The sequence below is a fragment of the Crystallibacter degradans genome (genome assembly GCF_012952295.1).
GTDB classification, from domain to species: domain Bacteria; phylum Actinomycetota; class Actinomycetes; order Actinomycetales; family Micrococcaceae; genus Crystallibacter; species Crystallibacter degradans.
In genome coordinates, this window is sequence record NZ_JABBCH010000003.1 from 310423 (window position 1) to 334663 (window position 24241).

20 protein-coding genes and 1 pseudogene are annotated in these 24241 nt (G+C 66.3%); 8 read left to right on the forward strand and 13 right to left on the reverse strand.

Annotation, left to right across the window (positions count from 1 at the left end; all coding sequences use genetic code 11):
- Positions 1 to 18: 18 nt before the first annotated feature.
- Positions 19 to 1560: a DUF7059 domain-containing protein gene (locus HGO92_RS08140; RefSeq protein ID WP_169993737.1), complete on the reverse strand. Its 1542-nt coding sequence runs from the start codon at positions 1558 to 1560 to the stop codon at positions 19 to 21.
- Positions 1561 to 1648: 88 nt separating this feature from the next.
- Here HGO92_RS08140 and HGO92_RS08145 point away from each other — a divergent pair, with 88 nt between their 5' ends.
- A complete protein-coding gene (locus tag HGO92_RS08145; RefSeq protein WP_169993546.1) occupies positions 1649 to 2266 on the forward strand; it encodes a GNAT family N-acetyltransferase in 618 nt (205 codons plus the stop codon).
- 64 nt (positions 2267 to 2330) lie between these two features.
- Here HGO92_RS08145 and trhO read toward each other — a convergent pair whose 3' ends face one another.
- Positions 2331 to 3224, reverse strand: coding sequence for an oxygen-dependent tRNA uridine(34) hydroxylase TrhO (gene trhO, locus HGO92_RS08150; RefSeq protein WP_169993548.1), 894 nt, complete (start codon positions 3222 to 3224; stop codon positions 2331 to 2333).
- A 98-nt stretch (positions 3225 to 3322) separates the two neighbouring features.
- Here trhO and HGO92_RS08155 point away from each other — a divergent pair, with 98 nt between their 5' ends.
- Positions 3323 to 3997 carry a GNAT family N-acetyltransferase gene (locus tag HGO92_RS08155; RefSeq protein WP_169993550.1) on the forward strand — a complete coding sequence of 225 codons (675 nt, stop codon included), beginning with the start codon at positions 3323 to 3325 and terminating at the stop codon, positions 3995 to 3997.
- 100 nt (positions 3998 to 4097) lie between these two features.
- Entirely contained in the window at positions 4098 to 6440 is a 2343-nt protein-coding gene (locus tag HGO92_RS08160) for a DEAD/DEAH box helicase (protein WP_169993552.1), read from the forward strand.
- Between the two features lie 4 nt (positions 6441 to 6444).
- Here HGO92_RS08160 and HGO92_RS08165 read toward each other — a convergent pair whose 3' ends face one another.
- The 7 genes from HGO92_RS08165 to ssd form a co-directional block, all read right to left on the reverse strand.
- Complete coding sequence (locus HGO92_RS08165; RefSeq protein ID WP_169993554.1) at positions 6445 to 6831, reverse strand: Rv3654c family TadE-like protein; 387 nt, start codon at positions 6829 to 6831, stop codon at positions 6445 to 6447.
- Positions 6828 to 7286 (reverse strand): TadE family type IV pilus minor pilin, encoded by a 459-nt coding sequence (locus HGO92_RS08170; protein ID WP_169993556.1) that lies wholly within the window; start codon positions 7284 to 7286, stop codon positions 6828 to 6830. The genes HGO92_RS08165 and HGO92_RS08170 overlap by 4 nt, the downstream gene beginning before the upstream one ends.
- A gap of 5 nt (positions 7287 to 7291) precedes the next feature.
- Positions 7292 to 7594: a DUF4244 domain-containing protein gene (locus tag HGO92_RS08175; protein ID WP_169993558.1), complete on the reverse strand. Its 303-nt coding sequence runs from the start codon at positions 7592 to 7594 to the stop codon at positions 7292 to 7294.
- Positions 7595 to 7736: 142 nt separating this feature from the next.
- The gene (locus HGO92_RS08180) at positions 7737 to 8168 is read right to left on the reverse strand and encodes a type II secretion system F family protein (RefSeq protein ID WP_169993560.1); all 432 of its coding nucleotides are present in this window, start codon (positions 8166 to 8168) and stop codon (positions 7737 to 7739) included.
- 218 nt (positions 8169 to 8386) lie between these two features.
- Positions 8387 to 9166, reverse strand: coding sequence for a type II secretion system F family protein (locus HGO92_RS08185; protein ID WP_169993561.1), 780 nt, complete (start codon positions 9164 to 9166; stop codon positions 8387 to 8389).
- Complete coding sequence (locus HGO92_RS08190; RefSeq protein WP_169993562.1) at positions 9163 to 10374, reverse strand: TadA family conjugal transfer-associated ATPase; 1212 nt, start codon at positions 10372 to 10374, stop codon at positions 9163 to 9165. Before HGO92_RS08190 ends, HGO92_RS08185 begins: the two co-directional genes overlap by 4 nt.
- 2 nt (positions 10375 to 10376) lie before the next feature.
- Positions 10377 to 11471, reverse strand: a complete 1095-nt coding sequence (ssd, locus tag HGO92_RS08195) for a septum site-determining protein Ssd (RefSeq protein ID WP_169993564.1) — start codon at positions 11469 to 11471, stop codon at positions 10377 to 10379.
- A gap of 175 nt (positions 11472 to 11646) precedes the next feature.
- Here ssd and HGO92_RS08200 point away from each other — a divergent pair, with 175 nt between their 5' ends.
- Positions 11647 to 13350 carry a bifunctional 3'-5' exonuclease/DNA polymerase gene (locus HGO92_RS08200; RefSeq protein ID WP_169993565.1) on the forward strand — a complete coding sequence of 568 codons (1704 nt, stop codon included), beginning with the start codon at positions 11647 to 11649 and terminating at the stop codon, positions 13348 to 13350.
- A gap of 1496 nt (positions 13351 to 14846) precedes the next feature.
- Here HGO92_RS08200 and HGO92_RS08205 read toward each other — a convergent pair.
- The 3 genes from HGO92_RS08205 to HGO92_RS08215 are packed head-to-tail and all read right to left on the reverse strand — an operon-like array spanning position 14847 to position 18092.
- Complete coding sequence (locus HGO92_RS08205; RefSeq protein ID WP_169993567.1) at positions 14847 to 15566, reverse strand: NUDIX hydrolase; 720 nt, start codon at positions 15564 to 15566, stop codon at positions 14847 to 14849.
- Complete coding sequence (nth, locus tag HGO92_RS08210; RefSeq protein WP_205834281.1) at positions 15563 to 16390, reverse strand: endonuclease III; 828 nt, start codon at positions 16388 to 16390, stop codon at positions 15563 to 15565. Before nth ends, HGO92_RS08205 begins: the two co-directional genes overlap by 4 nt.
- Positions 16377 to 18092 carry a hypothetical protein gene (locus HGO92_RS08215; protein WP_169993568.1) on the reverse strand — a complete coding sequence of 572 codons (1716 nt, stop codon included), beginning with the start codon at positions 18090 to 18092 and terminating at the stop codon, positions 16377 to 16379. Before HGO92_RS08215 ends, nth begins: the two co-directional genes overlap by 14 nt.
- 277 nt (positions 18093 to 18369) lie before the next feature.
- Here HGO92_RS08215 and acs point away from each other — a divergent pair, with 277 nt between their 5' ends.
- The 3 genes and pseudogenes from acs to HGO92_RS08230 form a co-directional block, all read left to right on the forward strand.
- Complete coding sequence (acs, locus tag HGO92_RS08220) at positions 18370 to 20343, forward strand: acetate--CoA ligase (protein ID WP_169993570.1); 1974 nt, start codon at positions 18370 to 18372, stop codon at positions 20341 to 20343.
- Positions 20344 to 20477: 134 nt separating this feature from the next.
- Positions 20478 to 20936, forward strand: coding sequence for a type II 3-dehydroquinate dehydratase (aroQ, locus tag HGO92_RS08225; protein WP_169993571.1), 459 nt, complete (start codon positions 20478 to 20480; stop codon positions 20934 to 20936).
- Between the two features lie 101 nt (positions 20937 to 21037).
- Positions 21038 to 21991: pseudogene (locus HGO92_RS08230) on the forward strand (DUF2332 domain-containing protein); the annotation flags it as partial.
- Between the two features lie 28 nt (positions 21992 to 22019).
- On the opposite strand, the gene HGO92_RS08235 reads toward HGO92_RS08230, so the two are convergent.
- Positions 22020 to 23207, reverse strand: coding sequence for a MarP family serine protease (locus HGO92_RS08235; RefSeq protein ID WP_169993573.1), 1188 nt, complete (start codon positions 23205 to 23207; stop codon positions 22020 to 22022).
- A 258-nt stretch (positions 23208 to 23465) separates the two neighbouring features.
- On the opposite strand from HGO92_RS08235, the gene HGO92_RS08240 reads away from it, so the two are divergent.
- On the forward strand, positions 23466 to 24143 hold the full coding sequence (locus HGO92_RS08240; RefSeq protein WP_074701094.1) for a Crp/Fnr family transcriptional regulator: 678 nt from the start codon (positions 23466 to 23468) through the stop codon (positions 24141 to 24143).
- Positions 24144 to 24241: the final 98 nt, after the last annotated feature.

The window sequence follows — 24241 nt, forward strand, 5'->3', positions numbered from 1 at the left end:
CGGCAACGATTAAGGCACCTATCCTTCGGCAGGAACGAGGAAGCCGTCCGCCACGAGGTTGCGCACCTCGGAGGTCAGCTGCTCGGCGAACTCCGTGTCCGGCCTCTCCAGCAGGGCTGCGAGCGCAGCCACGAGTTGGCCGACGGTCAGTTCGCCGTCGCTGGCGGAGACGAAGCCCGCCAGCTCTGAACTCATCAAATTGGTGCGGCGGAAGCCGGCTCCCTGCCGCAGCAGGATCACTCCCGGATGTTCCGCCCCGGGGCGCTGATGGCGTTCCTCCGTCACATCCTCGGCCGGCTGCAGCCGCTGGTCCGCGAAGTCCCCCGCATGTGCCTGGAGCCAATCGTGCCGCTCAACGGCGGCGGCCAGATGCGCGCCGATGGGCTGCTCAATGGCGTACCCGATTTCCTCGAACCTGCGCAGCCGCGCAGCGCTTTCGGTACGCCGCAGCCAGATCATCCCGAACCCCACGCTCACCACATCGCGGGAAGCGAAATCCTCCAGATACGCCGCGTAGGAACGCCCGTAGAGATCCGGATCGCGGTTTTCCGAAGCGTCCCGCAGCCAGGTCTGTGCGTACGACGACGGGGTGAGCTGTTCGCGCTGGATCACCCAGGCCTCGGTTTTCGGATCGAGCCAGACTTCGAGCCGGTCATGCCAGGAACCCGCACCGGCGGGAATCTCCCAGTTTCCCAGCAGCTGCGCCACCCCGCCTGCCTCCAGTGCCGAGGGCAGCCGGCGGACCAGCGTGGAGACAATATCGTCACCGGGCAGTCCGCCGTCGCGGTACGTGAACTGCTCCTCATCGGCCGTCTCCTCGGTCCGCGGTGTGATGACGAACGGCGGATTGCTCACCACCAGCCCGAACTGCTCGCCGGCCACCGGGTCGAGCAGGCTGCCCAGCCGGAGGCTGACCCGCGCCGCCAGGTTCCGCGGGTCCAGGTCCAGTGCCCCGGCGTTGAGCAGCAGGTTGAACCGGGCGAAGGCCAACGCACGTTCCGAAATGTCCGTAGCCGTGACATGCCGCGCATGGCCCAGCAGGTGGAAGAGCTGGATACCGCAGCCGGTACCCAGATCCAGTGCACGTTCCACCGGAGCGCGGACGGTCAGTTGCGCCAGCGTCAGCGAGGCTTGCCCGATCCCGAGGACGTGGTCGCGCCGCAGCACGCCGGGCGCCTGATGCGCGCCCAGGTCGCTGGCCACCCACAGCTGCGTTTCGTCGAACGCGTATGGCCGGAGGTCAACAGCGGGACGGAAGCGTCCGCCGTCGTTGTTCATCAGCCCCAGCGCCAGCAGCCCTTCGGGCGTGACTGTGGGAAAGGCCGATGCCAGCTGGTCCCGGTCCAGCGTGCCGCCCAGCAGCCACAAACGTACGACGGCGGCCAACGGCTTGGGTCCGGCAGCGGCAAGTTCGCGATCGGTTACCAGCTGGGCCGGAACCAGCTGGTCCCGGCCCAAGGCCTCGTAGGCTTCGTCGCCCAGCAGTTGCTGGACCCCGTCCACCGTGTAATCCAGTGCCGTCAGATCCCGGGCCAGAGCCGCCATCAGCTGCAGGTCCATACTCTGCGGGGCGTCCCGGATATTGCCGCTATTGAACTCAGTCACGCATCAAAGTCTAGGCGCGGTGCAGGAATGGTTAAATGGGCCCATGCTTGTTATCACTACCCATCTGGAACAGACCTCGTCCGAGCAGCTGGTTCCGGGATCGCGCCCGCTGCCGCCGGATGCCCGGATCGAGCAGGTCCGCAGCATCAGTCCCGAGTTCAGCAAGTTCCTCTACCAGTGTGTCGGCAGCGGATGGAACTGGTCGGACCGCCTGGCGTTGACCCGCGCCCAGTGGGACGAAGTGCTGCGTACCCCCGGATCCGAAACCTGGGTCCTGTGGGTGGAAGGCTCGCCCGCCGGCTATGTGGAACTGATGGGGCGTCCGGGCGCCGCGGGAACCGAAGTGGAGATCGTGTACTTCGGGCTCTTCCCGGAGTTCATCGGGCGAGGTTTCGGCGGCGCGTTGCTGACCGAAGGGATCCAGCAGGCGTGGCAACTGGACAGCCGGTGGGAGCGCTTTGCGCCGGTCAGCAGAGTATGGGTCCACACCTGCTCGCTGGACGGACCGTCAGCCCTGGCCAACTACCAGGCGCGCGGCCTGCGGATCTTCAAGACCGAGGAAGAGGTCATCGAGCCGCAGGATGCCTCGGCCGGGCTGTGGCCCGAGGCAGGGCCAATGGAATCCACCGGTTCCGCCCGCGTGCTATCCGTGGAGGCATAGCAGCCGGACGCTCAAGCCGGTCCTGGCATGGAGCTGGTACCGGCGGTGCGCCCGGAGGCCCTTCTTAGGCGGCGCAGCCGTCCGGGCAGCGGAGGGTCTCGGGGTTCGACGCGCACCCGGTGCAGTACAGGGTGAGGTTGCGGCAACTCGGATTCGAACAGTTCTCGAACTTGTTCGTCGCCCCCTGGCAGCGGACGCATTCACCGATGGTCTTCGCTTCCGGAGTGAACTCCATGTGCATGCGCTTGTCGAAGACATAGAGCGAGCCTTCCCACAGGCCCTCGTCCCCGAACGTCTCACCGTAGCGGACAATGCCGCCCTTCATTTGGTAGACCTCCTGGAAACCGCGGTTGACCATGAGCGAAGAGAGCACTTCGCACCGGATGCCGCCGGTGCAGTACGTCACCACGGGCTTGTCCTTGAGGTCATCGTACTTGCCGGATTCCAGCTCTTTGATGAAGTCGTGGGTGGTGGCGACGTCCGGGACTATGGCGTCCTTGAACTTGCCGATCTGTGCCTCGAACGCATTGCGGCCGTCAAAGAAGACCACGTCCTCGCCAGCCTGCTTCTTGGCCTCCACCAGTTCGTGCAGTTCTTCCGGCCTCAGGTGGGTCCCGCCGCCGACCACACCGTTCTCGTCGACCTTGAGCTCGCCTGGTGCGCCGAAGGACACGATTTCGTCACGAACCTTTATGCTCAGCCGGGGGAAGTCCTCGGCACCGCCTTCCGACCATTTGATGTCCATTTTCTTGAACGCCGGATACTCGCGGGTGGCCTTCACATACTGCTTAACAGCACCGATTTCCCCGCCGACGGTGCCGTTGATGCCGTCTGCGGATATGAGGATCCTGCCCCGCAGTCCCAGTTTTTCGCAAAGGGCGCGCTGCCACAGCCGTACCGCTTCGGGGTCCGGCAAGGGGGTGAACGCGTAATAAAGCACAATTCGGTTTACAGCCACGTATTTAAGAGTAAGCGCAGATGGCAAACCGGTTATTGTGACCTTGTTGTCATCTACTTCGGATGCCGCCCACGCTGTTGGTTCGGTACTGTCTACCTATGGGCCTCGATTTCACCGCAGACGTACCTGATAACTTGCTCCCGGCATGGGTTGCCGGATGGTCAGCCTGCCGCGGCTATTCCCCGGCTCGCGAAGCCGGACATCCGGCCATCGTGCTCTCCGACAAGACCGGCGACTGGGAGTTCTTTGCCTACGAACCCGGTGACGAGGAGTTCGCGGATCTGGCCAGGAACACACTGGAATCCCCCAAGCGCATGCTTACCGTGCTGACCCGTGATCCGCAGCGGTACCACATGCTCGCGCCGCAGCACGGCCTGAGGGTCCATCACAGCGACCAGTCCATGATGGTTACCGACATGTCGGACCAGGACGCCGAGGATCCCTGGTACCGGGACACAGATTTCAAGACCTTCATCGACCGGGACGGCAGCGTGCACCGCGCCCGTGTCATGTACGGCGAGGAGGAAGCCGCCCACGGCGTGATGGCCGTAGTGGACGGCGTTGCAGTCTTCGACCACATCGAGACCGGTGAGAACTTCCGTCGCCGGGGCTTGGCCACGCATATCATGCGGGCCCTGGCAGCTTCAGCGTTCGAGCACCTTGTGGAAACAGGCCTGCTGATCGCCTCGCACGACGGCCGCATGCTCTACCAGCACCTGGGCTGGGACACGGTATGCGATGTCCTGATCCTCAAGCCCTCGGACGCCGCTTAAGCGTACTGATGGCAGGCGCCCCCGCGTTCCTGCCTGCTGCCTGCCGCTGCCCCAGGTGGCAGCGGCGTCGTCTGCTTCCGGCAGGTGACACAATATTCGGGTGGCACTGCATGATTCCCTGATCCCCCTGCTCGGCTCCGGTCCGGACCCCGGACAGCTCATGCACGTCCGCGAACTGCCCGCACGGGATGCCGTCCACGAACCCTGGCCGGATTGGGCGCACCCCGATGTCGTCGATGCCTACGCCACCTTGGGCATGCACCAGCCATGGCGGCACCAGGTCCTCGCCGCCGAATCGGCCCACACCGGCCGCCACACGATCATTGCCACGGGTACCGCTTCGGGGAAGTCGCTGGCTTACCAGCTCCCGGCACTGGACTCAATCCACCGCACATCGCTGGAGGACCAGGCCAGGCTGGAACCCACGGGATCCGTCGCGTTGTATCTGGCTCCGACCAAAGCCCTCGCCGCTGACCAGCTGTCCGCCATCAAATCCCTCAAACTGCCGACGGTGCGTGCCGAAACGTACGACGGCGACACGGACCCGGGTGCCCGCCGCTGGATCCGCGACCACGCCAATTTCGTCCTGGCGAATCCGGATATGCTCCATTTTGGCATTCTGCCCAACCACACCTGGTGGGCCCGGTTCTTCCGCCGGCTCAAGTACGTCATCGTCGATGAAGCCCACAGCTACCGCGGCGTTTTCGGTTCCCATGTGGCCAATTTGATGCGCCGCCTGCGGCGGATCTGCGCCAGCTACGGCTCCGACCCTGTCTTCATCGGCGCGTCCGCCACGTCGTCCGATCCGGCCTCTTCCTTTGGCCGGCTGATCGGTGCCGACGCCAACGCCGTGACGACGGACTGTTCGCCCCACGGCGCCACCACCGTAGCGTTCTGGGAGCCCCAGCTGACGGAGCTCAAGGGCGAAAACGGCGCCCGCGAACGACGGACCGTAGTAGCCGAGACCGCGGATCTGCTGGCCAACCTTGTCTCCGCACGCGTCCGGACCATCGCCTTCATCAAGTCACGGCGCGGGGCGGAAACCATCTCCAGTATTACCAAGCGGCTCTTGGAAGAGGTCCATCCCTCGCTGCCCGGACGGATCGCAGCCTACCGCTCCGGCTACCTGCCCGAGGAACGCAGGGAGCTTGAAAACAAGCTCCGGTCCGGTCAGTTGCTCGGCGTTTCGAGTACTTCCGCCCTGGAGCTGGGCATCGATATTTCCGGCCTGGATGCGGTACTGGTCGCAGGCTGGCCCGGCACCCGGGCCTCGCTGTTCCAACAGATCGGTCGGGCCGGCAGGGCCGGGCAGGATGCAGTGGCGGCGTTCGTGGCAAGTGATGATCCACTCGACACTTATCTCGTGCACCATCCGGAGGCGGTTTTCGACGTCTCCGTCGAAGCCACCGTGTTTGACCCGTCAAACCCCTATGTCCTCGGTCCGCACCTCTGTGCGGCGGCCCAGGAGCTGCCGCTGACTCCGGCAGAGCTGGATCTCTTCGGCCCCACAGCCGAGTCCCTGCTGGACAGTCTCACGGCCGACGGTTATCTGCGGCGTCGTCCCGCGGGCTGGTACTGGACCCACGCCGAAAGCGCAGCGTCCCTGGTGAACCTCCGGGGTGACGGCGGTGGGCCCATCAACATCGTCGAATCGGAATCGGGCATGCTGCTGGGCACCATGGACTCGCCGCAGTCCCATTACCAGGCGCACACCGGAGCCATCTACGTCCATCAGGGCACTACCTACGTCGTTGACGAGCTCAATGAACAGGACCATTGTGCGATGGTCACCCGGTCCAATCCCGATTACTACACGCAGGCACGGGACATTACCCAGATCGAGGTTCTGGAGGAACTGCGCGGTGCAGATTGGGGAAGGGTTCGTGCTTCCTTCGGGGAAGTCAAAGTCACGACGAAGGTGGTCTCCTTCCAGCGCAAGGCCTTCATCTCCAACGAGATCCTAGGTGAAGAACCGCTCGAATTGGGTGCGCGGGAGCTGTTTACCAAGGCAGTCTGGTTCACCATCGACGAGGCCGACCTGGCTGCGGCCGGCCTGGTTACGGCCAGGATTCCCGGAGCGCTGCATGCCGCCGAGCACGCCGGCATCGGGCTGCTGCCGTTGGTAGCGTCCAGCGATCGGTGGGACATCGGCGGAGTCTCCACGGCCTTGCATGCCGACACCGGGAAACCGACCATCTTCGTCTACGACGGTCATCCGGGCGGAGCTGGTTTCGCCGAACGGGGTTACGACGCCGCCCGGACCTGGCTCACCGCCACCCGGGACGCCATCCACGCCTGCGAATGCGAGTCTGGCTGCCCGTCCTGTGTGCAGTCCCCCAAGTGCGGCAACAAGAACAACCCTTTGGATAAGTCCGGTGCCGTAATGCTGATCGACGCGCTGCTCGCCGCGGCCGATGTGCCCGCGGCGGAAGCAGCGCGCTAACCGATCAGGGTGGCGGCCCGGCCCTTGCCCGTCCCTCTGCCTCCTTCCATGGCGCATGCACCATACCGAACAGCTGCGGTAACGGAACAGCGACATCGATGTCGACTACGGCTCCTGCCGCTCCGTGCCGACGGCAATTCGCCAGCTCGCCGCCATGCTCGCGTGCAACTTCTCCGGCCAAGCCGCACGGGTCCCCGTCCAGCAGTCCACGGGCTGCATCGGCGGCTGCCAGGGCAGCAAGGTCCGCAGCCTTGGACGCACGGGCGACGGCGGTACTGGCTTGCATTCCCGCCGCCAGTGCCGCCGCCAGAAAGCACATCACCAGTGCCGCTGCGGCCGCCATCACGGTGCCGGAACCGCGTTCGCGCAGCGCGATGGCGTCTCGCGTCATTTCCCCGCTCCCGTGACCGCCGCCGACGAAACCGCGTGTTGCTCGGCCGGTGCCGTCGCTTCGGCGGCCAGGGTCCAGCCGCCGGCGCCGGCCCAGGGAACTGGTACCGCGGCAGTGGTTCTCACGGTGATCCAGCCTCCGGCGTTTCCGCTTGCCAACGTGGCCCCGCTGCCCGCAATCCTGCGGACGGCGGAGGCCGCCACCGCGGCTGTTTCGCCCCGGGCCAACTGCCGGGCGGCTGTCTGTGCGGCCTTCTCCAATTGCAATTGTGTTGACCCGGCGGCGGCGCCGGCCAACAGCATGGCCAGGACCGCCACGATTGCCGGCAGCACGATGGCGGTCTCCGCGGTGACCGACCCGCGGTCACCGTCCCGGTGGCGCGACCCCGTGGTCTTTCCTGCTGCCGCGCCGGGCGTATGCCTTCCGCGGCAGCAGGAATCGCGTCGCTTGAGCACAGGTCTCACACCGCGGTCAGTGCCATTTCCACGAGGCCCGTCAAGAGCCCCCGCACCTCCCCGCTGCGCAGGATGAGCACCAGCAGCCCGGCAAAGCCCACTGCGGCGAGCGTGGCGATCGCGTATTCGGCCGTCGCCATTCCCGCTTCCGAGCCGGTCAGCCTGCGCCAACCGCGGCTGGTGGTTTCGTCGACATGCGGGAGCGGCAGCTGAATGACCTCGGCAAGCTCCTCCGATTCAGCGGAAGCTTCTGCCGCGGCGGAGCCGTCGAAAGAACGGGAGAACTGGGTTGATCGTGACAATGACATTTCTACCTCCTGGTTGAGCCGCAATGTTGCGGTACTTACGAGCCTGCCGCCGAGCCGGCCGACGTAACAGCGACGTTTTCCCTCAAGTGCACAAGCCCATGTGGAAGAGAGTGTGTGGAGGATGACTGACTCCGGCACTTTTTCACAGGTCAGGGAGCAACGAGATCAGCACCGGCACGATGCCAAGGCTGATGAAGGACGGCAGCGCACACAAGCCCAGGGGCAGGACAAGCCGCGTTCCCAAGGTGGCCGCACGCCGCTCGGCTTCCTGCCTGCGGCGGCGGCGCAACTGGTCCGCCTGGGCATACAGGATCGCCGCGGACGGCGCGCCGGTGGCCGCTCCGAACCGCAGCGCCTCCTGTATCTCGTCCAGTCGAGTGTCCCTGCCGACGAGGCCCCAGGCCGTGTGCCACTCCGTTCCGAGCTGCAGGGCCGAGGCGACTTTATCCAGCCGTTCCCTGCTGCCGGCTTCGGCGACCTGGGCAAGCGTAGCCACCGCGGCAGGCAGCGAGGTACCGGATTGGATCATGGCCCCGAGCAGATCCAGCATCAGCGCCGTGTCGGGTGCGCTCACCCCAACGCTGCCACTGGCGGCCCCTGTGTGGCTGGCTCCGGCATCCGACGACTGCCGCTTCACAGCACGGAACCGGTGTGACGTCCCGGCCGGGCCGCGATCCCGCCTGCGTTTCCGGAGACGTGGCCAAGGTCCCACGAGCAGCCACAGCGCTCCAAAGATGAGCAGCGGGATAATCAACCCAGCCATGTCGGTCCTCTCCCTCGGCACATACGGACTTATCCGTCGGCAGCGCGGCTGACCAGATGCTGGGACCAGAGCCGACCCGCTGCCAGCAGCCCCAACCCCACCGCCAGGATGACCCAGCCCGCCGGGGTCCCCAGAAGGATGCCAAGAGGATCGGCACCCATGGCAATGCCGAGGCCAAGGCCGAAGATCGGAAGCCACGTCAGCAACGTGGTCGTGGCACGTGGGCCGGCCAATGCAGTACGCCGGGCAGCTGCCCCGTCCAGGGAGTGCTGCAAATGACCGGCGTAATTCTCCAGCAGGACCGCCAGCGGGGCCCCGGTCTGTTCGGCAGCGTCCCAGCACGCCGCCATGTCCTGCCACATGCGCTTGGCCATTGCGGCAGCCGGCGACCGAGTCCCTACTGATACGTTGGCCTGGCGCAGGGCGGAGCCGACGCTTAATCCAAGCTCGGCCGCTTGTCCGGCCGACCGCATGCCAGGCACAAGCAGGGCGGGGAGGCCCTCCCCCGGGCCGTCCGCCCGCTCCGCCCCGGGTGAATGCCGGCCTGCTTCCGGTTGGAACTCGTCAGGTCCGTAGACCCGGAGAATGTCTGCCCACATCTGGGCCGGAGTACGTCCCGAGCGCAGCAAGGAAGCCACCTGCCGCACGAACATGGGCAGTTCATCGGCGCTGTCCCGGCCGCTATTGCCCGAACGTCGGCGGGGCTGCGGCCGGCGCAGATCGGCGCTGAACGGAGCCAGCCGACGCTTCCCGCAGCCCAGGACCACGACGGCTGCCAGGCACAGCAACATCACCAGCAGTGCCGTCATGATCCGGCTGTTCCCGCTGGGTCCGTTCCCGACTCAAACAATCTGGGCTCCAGTTCCTGCCAGCCGGGCCCGAATTCCATCATGCTGCCGCGGGCAGCCAGGGCCGGTACCGTTTCGAGATTTCCCGCCGGGGTGGCCCGCAGCAGCGCCAGCTCCCTGATCTGCCTGCCGGCAGCTGTCCGGTCCAAATGAATGATCACATCCAGTGCCGTACTGGCCTGCAGGGCCAGCGCCTGGGGTTCCAAACCGGCGAGCGCGCCCATCGCCGCCAGCCTGGCCGGCACACCGGCCGCCGAATTGGCGTGCACGGTGCCGCCCGCCCCAGCATGGCCGGTGTTCATGGCAGCGAGAAACTCGCGCACCTCCGCGCCCCGGCACTCCCCCACAATCAGCCGGTCCGGACGCATCCGCAGGGCTTGACGGACCAGCTCGCCCAGATCCACGCTGCCGCTGCCTTCCAGGTTGCTATGCCGGCTTTGCAGGCCTACAACGTGCGGATGGTCGGGATTGAGCTCGGCCGCGTCTTCGACCAAGACCAGCCGTTCAAAGGACGCGGAGAGCCCGAGCATCGCGGACAGCAGGGTGGTCTTGCCTGAACCGGTGGCACCGCTGATCAGGAAGTTCAACCGTCCGGCCACCACTGCTTCCAGGTACGGCAGCCAACCGGAGGAAGGCCCGACCAGTTCGGCGAGGGTAAACACGCGTGGCCTGCGGATGCGGATTGACAGCAGCGTTCCCTGGGTCGAAACCGGCGGCAGCACCGCATGAACCCGGTACCCGTCCAGGCGCACGTCCACACACGGGTTGCCGTCGTCGAGCCGGCGGCCGCCGGCGGTCACCAGCCGGGTAGCCAAGGCGCGGACCTCTGCATCGTTGCCGAAGGTGACCTGGCTTCGCTGCAGGCCCCGTTCCCCGTCGGTCCATACCTCGGAGGGCCCGTTGACCAGGATGTCTGTGACGGTCCCTTCCAGCGCCAGCCGCTGCAGCGGCCCCAGCCCCCGCAGGTCGGCCGTCAGGTTCTCCACGGCCTCCAGCACACCGTCGGTGCCCAGAAGCTGGCCGCTCGACTGCACGGCCGCTGCCACGCGGGCTCCGGTGACTGGCGACGGGTCGGACAATACGGCATCCCGGAACGGTGCCAGGTTGACCGGGGAGTCTACAGGCCCGGTTGCGGCACGCCGGCCGCGGGAGCCAGCTGCTAAAGCCATCGTCACCGCTCCTTGCTTGGAAGATGTGTGATCTGTTGTGCCAGCCGTCTGACCAGTCGCCGGATCCTGCGGTTCCGGCCTCTTTCCAACAGCCTTCCGGTTTCCTGCACCAGCCCCATCCCGCGAAGCCGAGGAACATACCCCGCGAGTTCAAGGCCGGCCGAAGCCGCCGCCAATTCTTCGTCCAGTCCCGCCGGCAACGGTCCGCGGACCACCGCGCTGACTGTCAGCGGGTGCAGGATTTCCGCCGCGGCCCGGGCTGCAAGAACACCGCGGGTGCCGGAAGGCATCAACAGCAAGGCCTGATCAGCGGTATCCAGCCAGCGGTCCAGTCCCTGCTGGACCCGTCCGGCGTCAATCACCACAAGCGAAAAGCCTTCCGACGCCGCAGCCATGACTCCGCCAATAGCATGTGCCGGCACGTCCAACGTCGGCGAAGAGGTTTCGCCGCCTCCCCAGGACAGCACGGAGAACCCCTTGGTGACCGGCAAGGAGGCCCGCAACTGGGCCGGATTGACGGCTCCCTTCACCCCGGCGAGATCCGGCCAGCGCAACCCTGTCAGCGGCTCGGGTGCCAGCCCGATGTCGAGCCCGCCACCGAGCTGGTCGGTATCCACCAACAGCGTGGAAATCCCTTGTGCCGCCGCCTCCGCGGCGAGCCAGCAGGCCAGCGTGGAACAGCCGATGCCGCCGGTGGCGCCTAGCACGGCCACCACCGTCCCCACGCCGTCCCGCTGTCTGTTCCTGGTCAAGTACTCCGCCAACCAGGCGGCCCCTTCCGGCAGCACGGCAACCCTGTGAGCGGCAACCATCGCGGCCTGTTCCCAGAGCAGCACGGATTCCTCCGGGAACCCGGCCACAATGACATCCGCCCCCAGCCGGGGCAGCCGGGAGGCCGCATCGCTACCCAGTACCAGGACGCTCCCGTCCGGAACCCGGCCCAGATCCTGCACGGCTACAATCCGCAGGCCCACTCCGGCTGCGGCGGCGATCCTGGCTACTTCATCGCGCAGTCTGGCGGCCTCGGTGACCAGCAGCACCTCGGACATCCCGTGCTCCGGTGTCCACGGCTGGACTGTTGAAATCTGCTCCTGCATGTTCCGAGACTGGCGGTCCCTGCGTGCCCCCGAAACCTGCCCGCGCGGGATTGTGCAAACCGCGAGAGCCTTCCGCCGCTGTGGAGGAGAACTGCGGACAGTTTCCATCCGCGGTCTGCAGGCACCCCACGGCCACCGGGCAGAGGAAGCTGGCAAAACAGGAGAAACTGGAGACATGTACATGGTCCTTGCCCCTGCCGCGCCCGGCGCTGCTTCGCCGGACGGGCAGGCCTTCTGTCTCCAACCCGCGGACGCAACGGGCGCACCCAACGGCCCCGCCGCCGTCGTAAGCCTTGCGGACCTGCCGGACGCCGTCCGCCATGCCGAGCAAGGACATGTCCGTTGGGTCTGGGACACGACGCGGAGCAGTTACCTGCCGATGCTCAAGGCGGGAGCGAGCGTGGAGCGTTGCCACGATCTGGCCCTGACCCGCAGCATCCTGTCACTGTCCGAGTTTGTGCCGGGAAGCGATTATGTCCGGTCCTTGCGGCAGGCCGCGGTGGCGGACGAAGAACGTGACGGCTTGCCCCGGCAGGTCCTGCCCGTTCCTGACTCGCCGGACCAGTTCACCCTTTTCGATTCGCCGCAGCCCCGCGGTAGAAGCGTGCAGGAACTGGTCCAGGAGCTGCAGGACCAGCTGGCAGCTGTCGTCGGGTCATCCCGGCGCGCACGGCTCCAGTTGCTGGTGGCCGCCGAATCCGCGGGCGCGCTCATCGCCGTCGAGATGGAATACGCCGGCGTGCCCTGGCGCGAAGACATCCACGAGCAGATTCTGGCAGGATTCCTCGGTCCGCGTCCGCGCAACGGCGAGCGCCCCGTTGAGCTGGAAAGGCTCGCCGCCCGGCTGCGCGAGCTGCTGGATAACCCGCGCTTCAATCCGGACTCCGCCCAGGAGCTGCTGCGCGCCCTGCACCGCGCCGGAATCGAGGTCAAGAGCACCAGATCGTGGGAACTGCAGGAACACGACCATCCGGCCATTGCCCCGCTGCTCGAATACAAGAAGCTCTCGCGGCTGCATTCGGCCAATGGCTGGACCTGGCTGGATACCTGGGTGCGAAACGGCCGGTTCCGGCCCGAATACATCGTGGGCGGGGTGGTGACGGGACGCTGGGCATCACGCGGCGGCGGGGCGCTGCAGATTCCGCAGCAGATCCGCGACGCGGCCCGCCCGGATCCAGGACACAAGCTGGTGGTGGCCGATGCCGCCCAGCTCGAGCCGCGGGTGCTGGCCGCGTTAGCCCAGGACTCCGCGCTCGCCACGGCAGCCCGGGGCAAGGACCTGTACCAGGGCATTGCCGACGTCGGATTCGGTGGCGATCGGGCCAAAGCGAAAGTCGCCATACTGGGCGCCATGTACGGCGCCACCACGGGCGAATCCGGCCGGCTGGTGCCGCAGCTGACCCGGACCTACCCGCGTGCCATCGGCATCCTCGAACGGGCCGCGCGGACGGGCGAAGCCGGCGGTGTCGTCAGCAGTTATCTGGGCCGAAGCTGCGCCGCTCCCTCGGAACGCTGGGTGGAGTCGCAGCGCACCACCACGGCGGAGGAGCAGCGCCGTGCGGACAGCATCGCCCGCACCCGGGGACGCTTCACGCGTAATTTCATCGTCCAGTCAACGGCAGCGGAATGGGCCTTGTGCTGGCTCGCAGAATTACGACGGCGGCTGCGCGCCGCTGCGGCGGAGGGCACCTACGTGGGGGAACTCGTGTTCTTCCTGCACGACGAAGTGGTGCTCCACGCGAACGCGGACCAGATCCAGCTGGTGTGCCGGATTGTTGAAGAATCGGCGGCGGAAGCGACGCGGCTGATGTTCGGTCCGATTCCGATCGAGTTCGCCGTCAGTATCGCCGTGGTGGATTCCTACGCCGACGCGAAGTAGCTGTTATCCACAAGTGACAGGGGGGCCATGGCACTGACACCTGCGGTCCCCTTAGCCTCGTACCAACATTGTTCGACCGGCCCAGTCCGGCAGCTGACAGGGGGTGCGGGTGGCCGTCTTGACCATCGATACGGAGGCGATGCTCGTCTCCGCTGCTGCGGCGGAAGGGGCAGCAACCAGAGCCGCCGCCTTGCGGATCGACGCCGTCGGGCGGACTGCCGGGGCAGCGGGAATGTCTGGCTGGGAGACCGAAGCGATGGAATGGGGCAGGGCCTACGACGACGCGGCTGTCCAGATCCTCACCTCACTTGAGCGGCTCGGTTCGGCCTACGCGTCCGCAGGGTTCCACACCCGGGCTGCGGCCCAGCTCTACCGCTTCACGGAGCAACTGGCCAGCGGGAAGGACACTTCCTATGCTGCGCCGCAGGAGCCGGCGGCGCCCGGGCTGTGCCGGCAACTGCCGGTCACGGCAGTCGGCGGCAGGATCCCGATCCTTCCCGAGTTCGGACAGTTCACTGCCGACGCCGCCGGTCAAAGGTGGCCTTCGGGCGACGCCGAAGCAATGCGGGCGACCGCTGGTGCGTGGCGAATGGTTGGCGCGGATCTCCGGGCGCTCGGCAGCGAAGCCCTGCGGACCACCACAGCCCCATTGGCCGGGCAGCGAAGCGCCGACATCGCGCTGCTCGAGTCGCATCAGGAGGAGCTGTACAGCAGTGCCATTGCCATCGCCGAAGGATGTGATGCCCTGGGGCGGGACTGCGATGAGCTGGCAAGCGCGGTTGAGGAAGCGCATGCCACCCTGGTTCAGGAAGCCCGGGACTTCGCCATGCAGATCGCCGTGCTGATCGGCGTGGGAGCAGTGACAGCCTGGTTGACCGCGGGCGGTGGACTCATCATTACCACCGGCCTCACTGCCTCCAGAGTTGGCCAGGCCGTAGCGGCCTTCCTTGCAGCCACCGGCAGGCTCAGTACCCAGGTGACACAGCTGATTGGCAGAACCTTCGACATCTCCCGGAGCCTGGCCGGCGCTGGAAGGCTGACGGAACTTTCACAGCGCTCGTTGCCCGGGCCGCTAGGCATGCAGACGGCCGCCATGGGCACGTTCGCCCGCTCGGCGCTCCAGTCCGCACCCGCGGCCGCTGTCCGGAGCTTTGCCGCGAAGCACGGCGACAGGCTGCTCAGTGTTGCCGCCAGCGGGCCGGAAGCGTTGCTGCCGGGGGCACTAGCGGGAGTTGTCAGGAAGGAAGCCCAAGGCGCTGCGGGGATGGTGGCAAAGCAAGTCCGCCCGGTGGCCGGGCGCGCCGGCGTCCGTATGCTCAATCCCGACCTCGTCTCGCCGGTGGTCCTGGGTGCCTATTCCGCCTACGGCTGGTATTCCCGCGTGAATAACGCAGTGACAGTCTTCGAGAAAGAGGGCTGGCTGGGTTCCTCACGCCACCGCTCCGGACCGGCACGGGTAGACCCTGTCAACGTCCGGTTTCCGGCGTCGCTGAAGTTCAAGCTTGGGACGGGTCCTCAACTGGAGCAACCGCGCGCAGCGGCGCCGGGATTTCTTGGGACTGGTCCCAGGGGATTGTCCAGCCCAGATCGTCGAAAAGATGGCCTAGCAGTATCGCGGTGAAGCCCCAGACGATCACGTTGTGGACCAGGAAGCCGGGGCTTTTGAAGACCTGTCCTTCCCGCCGGACAACTGTCATCCGCCGGTTGGCGGGATTCAGCAGGTCGGCCACCGGGACCCGGAAGACCTGGGCAGATTCGGCGAAGTCGACCACGGCGACCGGCGACGGCGCGGACCACCAGGCAACGACGGGGGTGACCAGAAAGTTGCTGACCGACAGTGGGATCTCCGGCAGCGTGCCAAGCACTTCCACTCCGGTGGCATCGAGCCCTGTTTCCTCCACTGCTTCACGCAAGGCCGCCGCAACCGGCCCGTCGTCGTCGGGGTCAATTCCGCCGCCGGGAAACGCCACCTGTCCGGGGTGGGAGGACAACGTGGCCGCCCGTTCCACGAACAGTACGTCCAAGTCATCAGGGACAGCCGACTCATGGAATTGAGACGGTGTGCTGTCCAGCGCCCCGAACAACAGCAGGACTGCTGCCGCCCGGGAGTCCTCGTCGTCGAGCTCTACGTTGTACCAGCCCTCACGGTCCCGTACGGACAACCGCTCCTCCATGGGAACGCTCAGAAGCTGCTGCAGGTCGGACTTCGCGCTCATGCGTCCAGCTTAAAGCCGGCCGCTCGCAGTTCGGCACGGCTCTCGCCGGCCCGCATCCTGGCCAGCAGCTCCTCGCGTCCGGGGGCAAGTTCATATTTGAGCAGCTTGGTTGCTTTCTCCGGGTCGACTTCGCCTTCCCCGAAAGACGGACAAAGTGCTGCTACCGGGCAGACACCGCAGGCCGGCTTCCGGGCATGGCAGATCCGCCGCCCGTGGAATATGACCCGGTGCGAGACCATCGTCCAGTCTTTGGGTTCGAAAAGCTCTGCAACATCGAACTCGACCTTGACCGCGTCGGTCGCATCGGTCCAGCCGAAACGGCGGGCCAGCCGGCCGAAGTGGGTGTCCACGCTGATGCCGGGAACGCCGAAGGCATTGGCCAGCACCACGTTTGCAGTCTTCCTCCCCACGCCCGGAAGCGTGACCAGGTCTTCCAGCCGGCCAGGGACTTCGCCATCGAACTCGTCGACGATCCTGTTGGACAACGCCAGCACGCTTGCGGTCTTGGCCCGGAAAAATCCTGTGGGCCGGAGCATTTCCTGCAGCTCGGCTTCATCGGCTTCGGCCATGGCCCGGGCGTCCGGATAGCGGGCGAACAACGCGGGCGTCGTGGCGTTGATGCGGACGTCCGTCGTCTGGGCCGAGAGCACAGTGGCGATGAGCAGTTCGAAGGGGTTGCGGAAATCCAGTTCCGCAACTGCGTAGGGGTACTGCTCGGCCAGTGTCTTGTTGATGCGGCGTGCACGGCGTTTGAGCGCCAGCGGGGACTCATCCGGGCTGATTTTGCTGCGCGCCACGGGCCGCTGGCCCTTAAGCGCGTTCAATGTTGGTCAGATCCCTGAGCACGCCAACCCGGCCGTCGGTGTGCTGCACGAGGAACTCGTCCCCGCGGTCCTGCAGCGCCAGGATCCATGCGCCCGGTTCCAGCATGAAGGCGACTTCACCGGTGTTTTCGTCGTATGTCGGCCGGGTGCGGCCGACGGCGAACCAGAAGGCCTCATAGGTGACATCCTCGTCGGATTCCTCGACATGTTCACGGGTGGCGCTGATCGGTTCAGCGGCGTCCCGCCTGGTCCCTTCCGAGCTTGCGCCCGCAACCGAACCCATGGCCGTAGTTTTCGGCATTTCGGACTCGATGTGGTCTGCGGAGCGGTCTTCGGTCCGGTCTTCGGAGCGTCCGGTCTCGACCGTCTGGGCGGCAGGGGCCGTCTGCGAGGCACTCGTCTGCTCGCCGGTGGAGTCACCGGAAGCAGCTACCGCAGCATCCGGCTGCCCCTTGTCCGCATCCGGTCCTCTGGATCCCGCACCGGCAATGCTGTCTGCCTCGGTCACTTCCCCACGGTCCTGCGGCCGCGCCGCTTCCTGTGCGGCCCGGGCCGATGCAGCTGCACTCGACTCCTTAGCCGACTGCTTGGCATCGGCTGCAGCCGATGCCTCGTCGTCGGACATCGGAATGCCTACGGCCTCGCCATCGGCGGCGCCGGGGGCCGTGAGATCCTCGTCGCCGGCTGCTTCACCGTGCCGCGCGGGGACAGTGTCCTTCTTTGGGTCTGCCTTGCCCGCTTCCGCTGCAGCGGCCACACCGGCCACTCCCGCGGCGCCTGTTCCTGCGGGCGCGGCGAACTGGGCGGCGGAACCGGACCGTGATGCGGCACCGGCGGAACCATGGGCATGGGCGCCGGTCCTCGCCGCCTCATCCGAAGCGTCCGTCTGCCCTGTAGCGTCATGCGAGCGGTCCTGCGCTGTAACGCCGGAACGGCCCTGCTCGCGGGCTCCCTTGTCCTTGCCTGCAGCATTGGCCCCTGCGTTGGACGCCGTGGCGAATGCTCCGTGCGTGCCGGGGCCGGACAGGCTGGCAGCCGCCCCGGACGCGCCACCGGTTGTACCTGCAACCCCTGCTGCAGTGGTTGCCTTCGCCCCCGTCGTCGAAGAACCTGCTGCGCCCGCCTTTACCGCTGAGCCATTCGTCGCATGCTGCTGTCCCGCGCCGGCTTCTTCCGTCACCGGTTTGGGTGCTTTGGCCCGAGGCGGAACCGCATCCCGGGCAATCGGATGTGCCGGGATTTCGAGCCGGCCGGCGAAATCGGCCCGGAACTGCGGAATCCATCGTGCGCAAACGGTCGCTGCAAGCAGACCGAGACTGCCGATAAAGCCGATCGCAGCGCTAAGGCTGAACGCGCTGACCAGCGTCAGGAAGAAATAGCCGACAGTAAACGAGGCCACTACCGAGGCGAACTGATCCACCGACAGGGATCCGATGCGCAGCTTGGTCTTGGGTGCCAGCCGACGGATGATGAACAGCACCAGCACCATGGCCGGCAGCAGGATACTCAGACCGAGACGGAAGAGATTGGCGGAATTCCACTGGTTCAACCCGATTCCCTGAATGACGGCGGTCGGGAGTACTGATGCCAGGAACAGCAGTACCACGGACAGTCCCACGGCGACGTCCCGCACAGTGAACGGCCCGGCTACTGCCTCGCTGACGCCGTCCGAAGTGGTTACTGCATGATCTGTCATGGTCATTCTCCGATCGTCGCGGCCAAAGCAGGCCTTGGCAGAGCTTGCGCTGGTCTCAGCGTAGTCAAGGAAGGAAGCCATCACTAGCCGAATCGCGGTGTCAGCAGGAGCCGTTCGACACGCTTTTTCACCGCTCATCGCAGAATTACGTCCTTTTACATCCGAACCTGTGACCCGTGCCACGATGTCCAGACGCAGGGACTAATGTGATGATCAGCACGAGTGGCCGCCCGTCCTCCGGGATGTGCCACGCACAGCCGCAACACCACGAAAGGGTCTTCTTATGTCTGAAGCCAACGGAACCCAGCGCGCCACGAGCGATGCTCTGGAAAACCTGCTGCAGGAGAACCGGAAGTTCGCGCCCAGCGAGGAATTCGCCGCGAACGCGGTGGTCAAGCCCGGCATCTATGAAGAGGCCGACGCTGATCATGAAGCCTTCTGGGCGAAGCAGGCGCGGGAACTGTTGTCCTGGAACGAAGACTTCACCCAGACCCTGGACTGGTCGGACGCGCCGTTTGCCAAATGGTTTGTCGGCGGCACACTGAACGCGGCATACAACGCCCTGGACCGCCACGTGGAGAACGGACTCGGCGACCGGGTGGCCATCTACTTCGAGGGCGAGCCGGGCGACACCCGCACCTACACGTATGCCCAGTTGACCGACGAGGTGAAGAAGGCGGCCAACGCATTCGAGTCCCTCGGGGTGGCCAAGGGAGACCGGGTTGCCGTCTACCTGCCGATGATCCCGGAAGCGGTCATCACCATGCTCGCCTGCGCGCGCATCGGCGCCATCCACTCGGTGGTCTTCGGCGGTTTTTCCGCGGACGCCCTGCGCAGCCGCATCGATGATGCCGAGGCCAAGCTCGTGGTCACCTCGGACGGCACGTACCGCCGCGGCAAGCCCAGCCCGCTGAAGCCGGCCGTGGACTCCGCCCTGGAAGCAGAGGGTCATTCCGTCAGCAGCGTCGTCGTCGTCAAGCGCAACGGCGAGCCCGTGGACTGGCACGAGGGCCGCGACCGCTGGTGGCATGACGTGGTGGAATCCGCGTCCGCTGACCACACACCGGTGCCGCATGACGCCGAGCACCCGCTGTTCATCCTGTACACCTCGGGTACCACAGGCAAGCCCAAGGGCATTCTGCACACCACCGGCGGGTTCCTGGCCCAGAGCGCGTTCACGCACAAGGCCACCTTCGACCTGCACGCCGACACCGACGTGTACTGGTGCACCGCGGACATCGGCTGGGTCACCGGCCACACCTACGTGACCTACGCGCCCCTGATCAACGGCGCCACGCAGCTGATGTACGAAGGCACGCCGGACACCCCGCACCAGGGCCGCTGGTGGGAACTGGTGGAGAAGTACAAGGTCTCCATCATGTACACGGCGCCCACGGCGATCCGCACCATGATGAAGTGGGGCGAAGACATTCCAGCGAAGTTCGACCTGTCCTCCATCCGGGTCCTCGGCTCCGTGGGCGAGCCGATCAACCCGGAAGCCTGGATGTGGTACCGCCGGGTCATCGGCGGCGACAAGGCCCCGATCGTGGACACCTGGTGGCAGACCGAAACCGGCGCGCACATGATCGCCCCGATGCCCGGCATCACCGAAACCAAACCGGGTTCGGCCCAGACCCCGGTGCCCGGCATCGCCGTCGACGTCGTTGACGAGATGGGCCAGTCGGTGCCCAACGGGCACGGCGGCTACCTGGTCATCCGCAAGCCGTGGCCGGCCATGCTCCGCGGTATCTGGGGCGACCCGGAACGTTACAAGGAGACCTACTGGTCCCGCTTCGACAACATGTACTTTGCCGGCGACGGCGCCAAGAAGGACAACGACGGCGACTTCTGGCTCCTCGGCCGCGTCGACGACGTCATGAACGTCTCCGGGCACCGCCTGTCCACCACCGAGATCGAATCCGCCCTGGTGAGCCATCCCTCGGTGGCCGAAGCCGCCGTCGTCGGCGCAGCGGACGAGACCACGGGTGAAGCAGTCGTGGCGTTCGTGATTCTGCGGGGCAACGCAGTCGAAGACCCGGAGATCGTTACCACCCTGCGTAACCATGTGGGCAAGGAGATCGGTCCGATCGCCAAACCGCGCCAGATCCTGGTGGTGCCGGAACTGCCTAAGACCCGCTCCGGCAAGATCATGCGCCGCCTGCTCAAGGACATCGCCGAAGGCCGCGAAGCCGGCGATGCCAGTACCCTGGCGGACAACACGGTGATGCAGCAGATCACTTCCTCGCTCAAGGGCTGACACCGTTCCGCAGCAGATGCGGCGGCCGCCGGCAGGACACCCTGCCGGCGGCCGCCCTTCGTTTCAGGGAAGGTCCGTCCGGAAGGACGTAACGCGGCTCGGGAGCGCGTCTGCCGCTGAGGCATAGTTAAGCCATGACTTCGCAACCCGCCGGCACGGCAGACAAGACGATCCTGGTTCTCAACGGCCCCAATCTGAACCTGCTGGGCACCCGCGAGCCGGCTATCTACGGCTCGGCCACGCTGGCAGACGTGGAGCAGCTCGCCGCGCACACAGCCAAGGTCCACGGACTGGGCACCACATGCTTCCAGTCCAACCATGAGGGCGAGCTCATCGATGCCATCCACGGCGCCCGCGGCACCGCAGCCGGCATCGTGATCAACCCCGGCGCCTACACCCATACCTCCGTCGCACTGCGGGATGCGCTCTCCGGCGTCGAGCTTCCCGTGGTGGAAGTGCACATCAGCAACATCCACCGCCGCGAGGAGTTCCGCCACCACTCCTACATCTCCGGTGTCGCCCAGGCCGTCATCGCCGGCGCGGGCATCAGCGGCTACAAGTTCGCTATCGACCTGCTCGCCGAAGCCCTCTAGCCCGATGGACACGGTCAACGGCGCCGGCCCCGGACCGTAGCAGGAGCGCCGGCAGCGGCGCGGATCCGGGAACGGTTTCGGGCACGGCGGACTGGTACCGCAATTTCGGGCTGCATGAAGCCCGAGGCCAGTCTGTCTGCTATGAGGAGTGGGCGCTGGCCATCAGTGAGGATCCGCAGCTACTGGCCCTGATCGACACGCTGCCTTATGCCAAACGCCAGCCGAACCTCGTCCTCGCCGCAGCCAGGTTCCTCGGTGCCGGCAACACGCCCTATGCGGAATTCCGGCGGTTCCTGTTCTCCCGCTGGCCACAGGTACGCCAGGTCATCCTGACCCGTTCCACGCAGACGAATGAACCGGGCCGCTGCGCCGTTTTCCTGCCCTCCCTGGCCTGCATCGCCGCGGCCGAAGGCAAACCGCTCGCGTTGCTGGAGGTCGGCGCCTCGGCGGGGCTGGTGTTATTTCCGGACCGCTACCGCTACCAATACAACGGCGGGCCGATCCTTGCGGGGCCGGCCTCTGCCCCGGACGCGCCGATCCTGCCCTGTGCCGTCACCGGGCCTGCACCGCTTCCGTCCGAGCTGCCGACGATCAGCTGGCGGGCCGGTATTGATCTGAACCCGCTGGACAGCACAAACGACGACGACGTCGCGTGGCTCCATGCGCTGATCTGGCCGGAACAGGAGTTCAGACGGCAGCGGCTGCGGGCGGCCCTGGAGATAGCCCGGGAGGATCCACCGCGGCTGGTGGCCGGCGATCTCAACCAGCGCCTTGCGGAAGTGGTTGCCGAGGCACCTGCGGAAGCGGCCGTCGTCGTACTTCATTCAGCGGTGCTGGCCTACCTGGCTCCGCCCGAGCGGCGGAAGTTCGCGCAGACGGTGCGGGAGCTCGGCGTGAACTGGTTGTCCAACGAAGGTACGCAGGTGCTGCCGCAGCCCGGCGACGGGACCGAAGGCATCGACGCCGACCATGTCCGCGGCAGGTTCGTGCTCCGGCACAACGGCCGTCCGGTTGCGCTCACCGGCCCGCACGGCCAGTCGCTGGACTGGCTCTGACACCGACCGGAAGCTCGGGGGCCTGCCGCTACTTCCGAATGCACTGCCCGGCGGAAACTGTCTCCTGGTAAACCATGGCGTTGTCGATGACCGGCTGGATTTCCTCCAGCGACAGCGCGTAGCCTACCGGCACGTCATCGGTGGCTTTGGCGAAAACGAGACCAGCAATGCGCCCGTCCTGGTCCAACAGCGGGCCGCCCGAGTTCCCCTGTTCCACGTCGGCGGCCAACGTGTAGACCTCCAGCTCCTCCGGGTCCGCGCCATAGATGTTCTGCACCAACACGGTGGACAGGCCCTGCACCGTGGCGGGCTGGCTCTGGAACGGGCCGCCGGCCGGGTAGCCCTGGAAGGCGGCCAGCGTACCGTCGGCCAGCTCCGCCCCGATCGGAAGCGGGCGCACGTCCAGGCCCTCCACGGCAAGCACGGCGATATCGTGAACCGGGTCGAAATACACCACACGGCCCGGCAGGACCCGGCCGTCCGGGATCTCCACGACCGGCTCATTCACCGACGCAACCACGTGCGCGTTGGTCATCACGCGGTCCGGCGCAATCACGAATCCCGAGCCCGTCTGGTTCTGCCCGCACTGGAATGCGGTGCCGGCAATCTTCACCACGGACTCGGCGGCCTCGTTCAGCGCGGCCGTGTCCGCGCCTGCGTCCGGCACCGGCACCGGCTCGGCGGGCGCCACGCCGTCGATCACTTGGGGAATGCCGTCCTGCACGGCGATGGAGCGGGCCTGTGCCAGCAAGGACTTCACCGGGGCAGGCGTCAGGGAGTCAATGGTCTGGATGACCTTCGAACTGGCGATCTGCTGCGAGACAAACGGCACACCCAAAGCGCTGATACTGAAGGCCAGCATCGACATCACCAGGGCAGCGACGGCCACGTTGGCGGCTCCGCCCAGCAGCCGGTCCACGGGTCTCACCGGGGGAAAGTCGAGCCTTCGCCGGATTGCCCGGCCAATGCCCGAACCCATGGCGTGGCCCAGGATCACCAGCAGGACCGCGGCGGCGATGATCGCGGTCAGGCGCCAACCGGGGTCCGGCACCCACATGCTCACAAAAGGAACCGACAGGAACGCGGCGATGGCGCCCAGGACAAACCCGACAATGCCACCCAGCGTCACCAGGAAGCCTTTGCGCAACCCCCCGACCAAGTAGGCGAGCAGGATCAGGATCAGGACTATGTCCAGGATCGTCAGGCCAAAAAGCAAGCTGTCTCCATCGGGGCCGGAAGTTTAGGCATTAGTCTAGTATCCGAGGCTGGGAATATGCCGGGCCTATGCGTCGTTCTGCGCCACGGCACCCTCAGACAACGCTGTCTCCCATTTCACTGACCACTATTTTCCTCACCCCTAAGCGAAACGCGCCTGTGGAAGATGTCACAAGTGCTTTACATACGGCAAAATGGGAGGCAGTGCCTAGCTGACGAGCAGCCGGCTGACCGCCGCAAGACCGAAACAGGAGACTCCATGGACATTGAGATACTACGCCGCGCACCGCTTTTCGCATCCCTCGACGATGATGTGTTTGCCGCACTGACCGATGAGCTGACCGAGGTGGATCTCTCCCGTGGCGCCTCAGTGTTCCGTGAAGGCGATCAGGGCGATCAGCTGTATTTCATCGTCTCCGGCAAGATCAAGCTCGGCCGTACCGCTGCCGACGGCCGCGAAAACCTGGTGGCCATCCTCGGCCCGGGCGAGCTCTTCGGCGAAATGGCGCTGTTCGATCCCAGCCCGCGCAGCACCTCGGCCACCGCAGTCTCCGAGACCCGCCTGGCCGGCCTGAAGAACGAAAACCTCCGCGGCCTGCTCGAAACCCGTCCCGAGGTCTCCGCCCAGCTGCTGCAGGCACTGGCCCGCCGCCTGCGCCGCACCAATGACTCGCTGGCAGACTTGGTCTTCTCGGACGTTCCCGGCCGCGTGGCCAAGGCCCTGCTGGACCTCGCCGACCGCTTCGGACGTCCGGCCACGGACGGCGTCCTGGTGGCCCACGAGCTGACCCAGGAAGAGCTGGCCCAGTTGGTCGGCGCTTCGCGTGAAACCGTCAACAAGGCCCTGGCCGAGTTCGTCCAGCGCGGCTGGCTGCGCCTGGAAGCGCGCGCGGTGGTCATTCTCGACATCCAGCGGCTGCGCCAGCGCTCCCGCTAAGTCCTTTCATCCCGCTTCGATTTGGGTTTCTGCTTACGGGGCGATCCGTCGGCAGAAACCCAAAACGCAGCAGGAGCGGATAAATAGCAAAACGGATT

Excerpts from the sequence above, each read along its gene's own strand:
- HGO92_RS08200 (WP_169993565.1), top strand. The coding sequence starts at position 11,647 with ATGTACATGGTCCTTGCCCCTGCCGCGCCCGGCGCTGCTTCGCCGGAC.
- HGO92_RS08185 (WP_169993561.1), bottom strand. The coding sequence starts at position 9,166 with ATGACGGCACTGCTGGTGATGTTGCTGTGCCTGGCAGCCGTCGTGGTC.
- HGO92_RS08140 (WP_169993737.1), bottom strand. The coding sequence starts at position 1,560 with ATGGACCTGCAGCTGATGGCGGCTCTGGCCCGGGATCTGACGGCACTG.
- HGO92_RS08155 (WP_169993550.1), top strand. The coding sequence starts at position 3,323 with ATGGGCCTCGATTTCACCGCAGACGTACCTGATAACTTGCTCCCGGCA.
- HGO92_RS08165 (WP_169993554.1), bottom strand. The coding sequence starts at position 6,831 with ATGACGCGAGACGCCATCGCGCTGCGCGAACGCGGTTCCGGCACCGTG.
- HGO92_RS08240 (WP_074701094.1), top strand. The coding sequence starts at position 23,466 with ATGGACATTGAGATACTACGCCGCGCACCGCTTTTCGCATCCCTCGAC.
- HGO92_RS08190 (WP_169993562.1), bottom strand. The coding sequence starts at position 10,374 with ATGGCTTTAGCAGCTGGCTCCCGCGGCCGGCGTGCCGCAACCGGGCCT.
- ssd (WP_169993564.1), bottom strand. The coding sequence starts at position 11,471 with ATGCAGGAGCAGATTTCAACAGTCCAGCCGTGGACACCGGAGCACGGG.
- HGO92_RS08175 (WP_169993558.1), bottom strand. The coding sequence starts at position 7,594 with ATGTCATTGTCACGATCAACCCAGTTCTCCCGTTCTTTCGACGGCTCC.
- acs (WP_169993570.1), top strand. The coding sequence starts at position 18,370 with ATGTCTGAAGCCAACGGAACCCAGCGCGCCACGAGCGATGCTCTGGAA.
- aroQ (WP_169993571.1), top strand. The coding sequence starts at position 20,478 with ATGACTTCGCAACCCGCCGGCACGGCAGACAAGACGATCCTGGTTCTC.
- HGO92_RS08205 (WP_169993567.1), bottom strand. The coding sequence starts at position 15,566 with ATGAGCGCGAAGTCCGACCTGCAGCAGCTTCTGAGCGTTCCCATGGAG.
- HGO92_RS08215 (WP_169993568.1), bottom strand. The coding sequence starts at position 18,092 with ATGACCATGACAGATCATGCAGTAACCACTTCGGACGGCGTCAGCGAG.
- HGO92_RS08145 (WP_169993546.1), top strand. The coding sequence starts at position 1,649 with ATGCTTGTTATCACTACCCATCTGGAACAGACCTCGTCCGAGCAGCTG.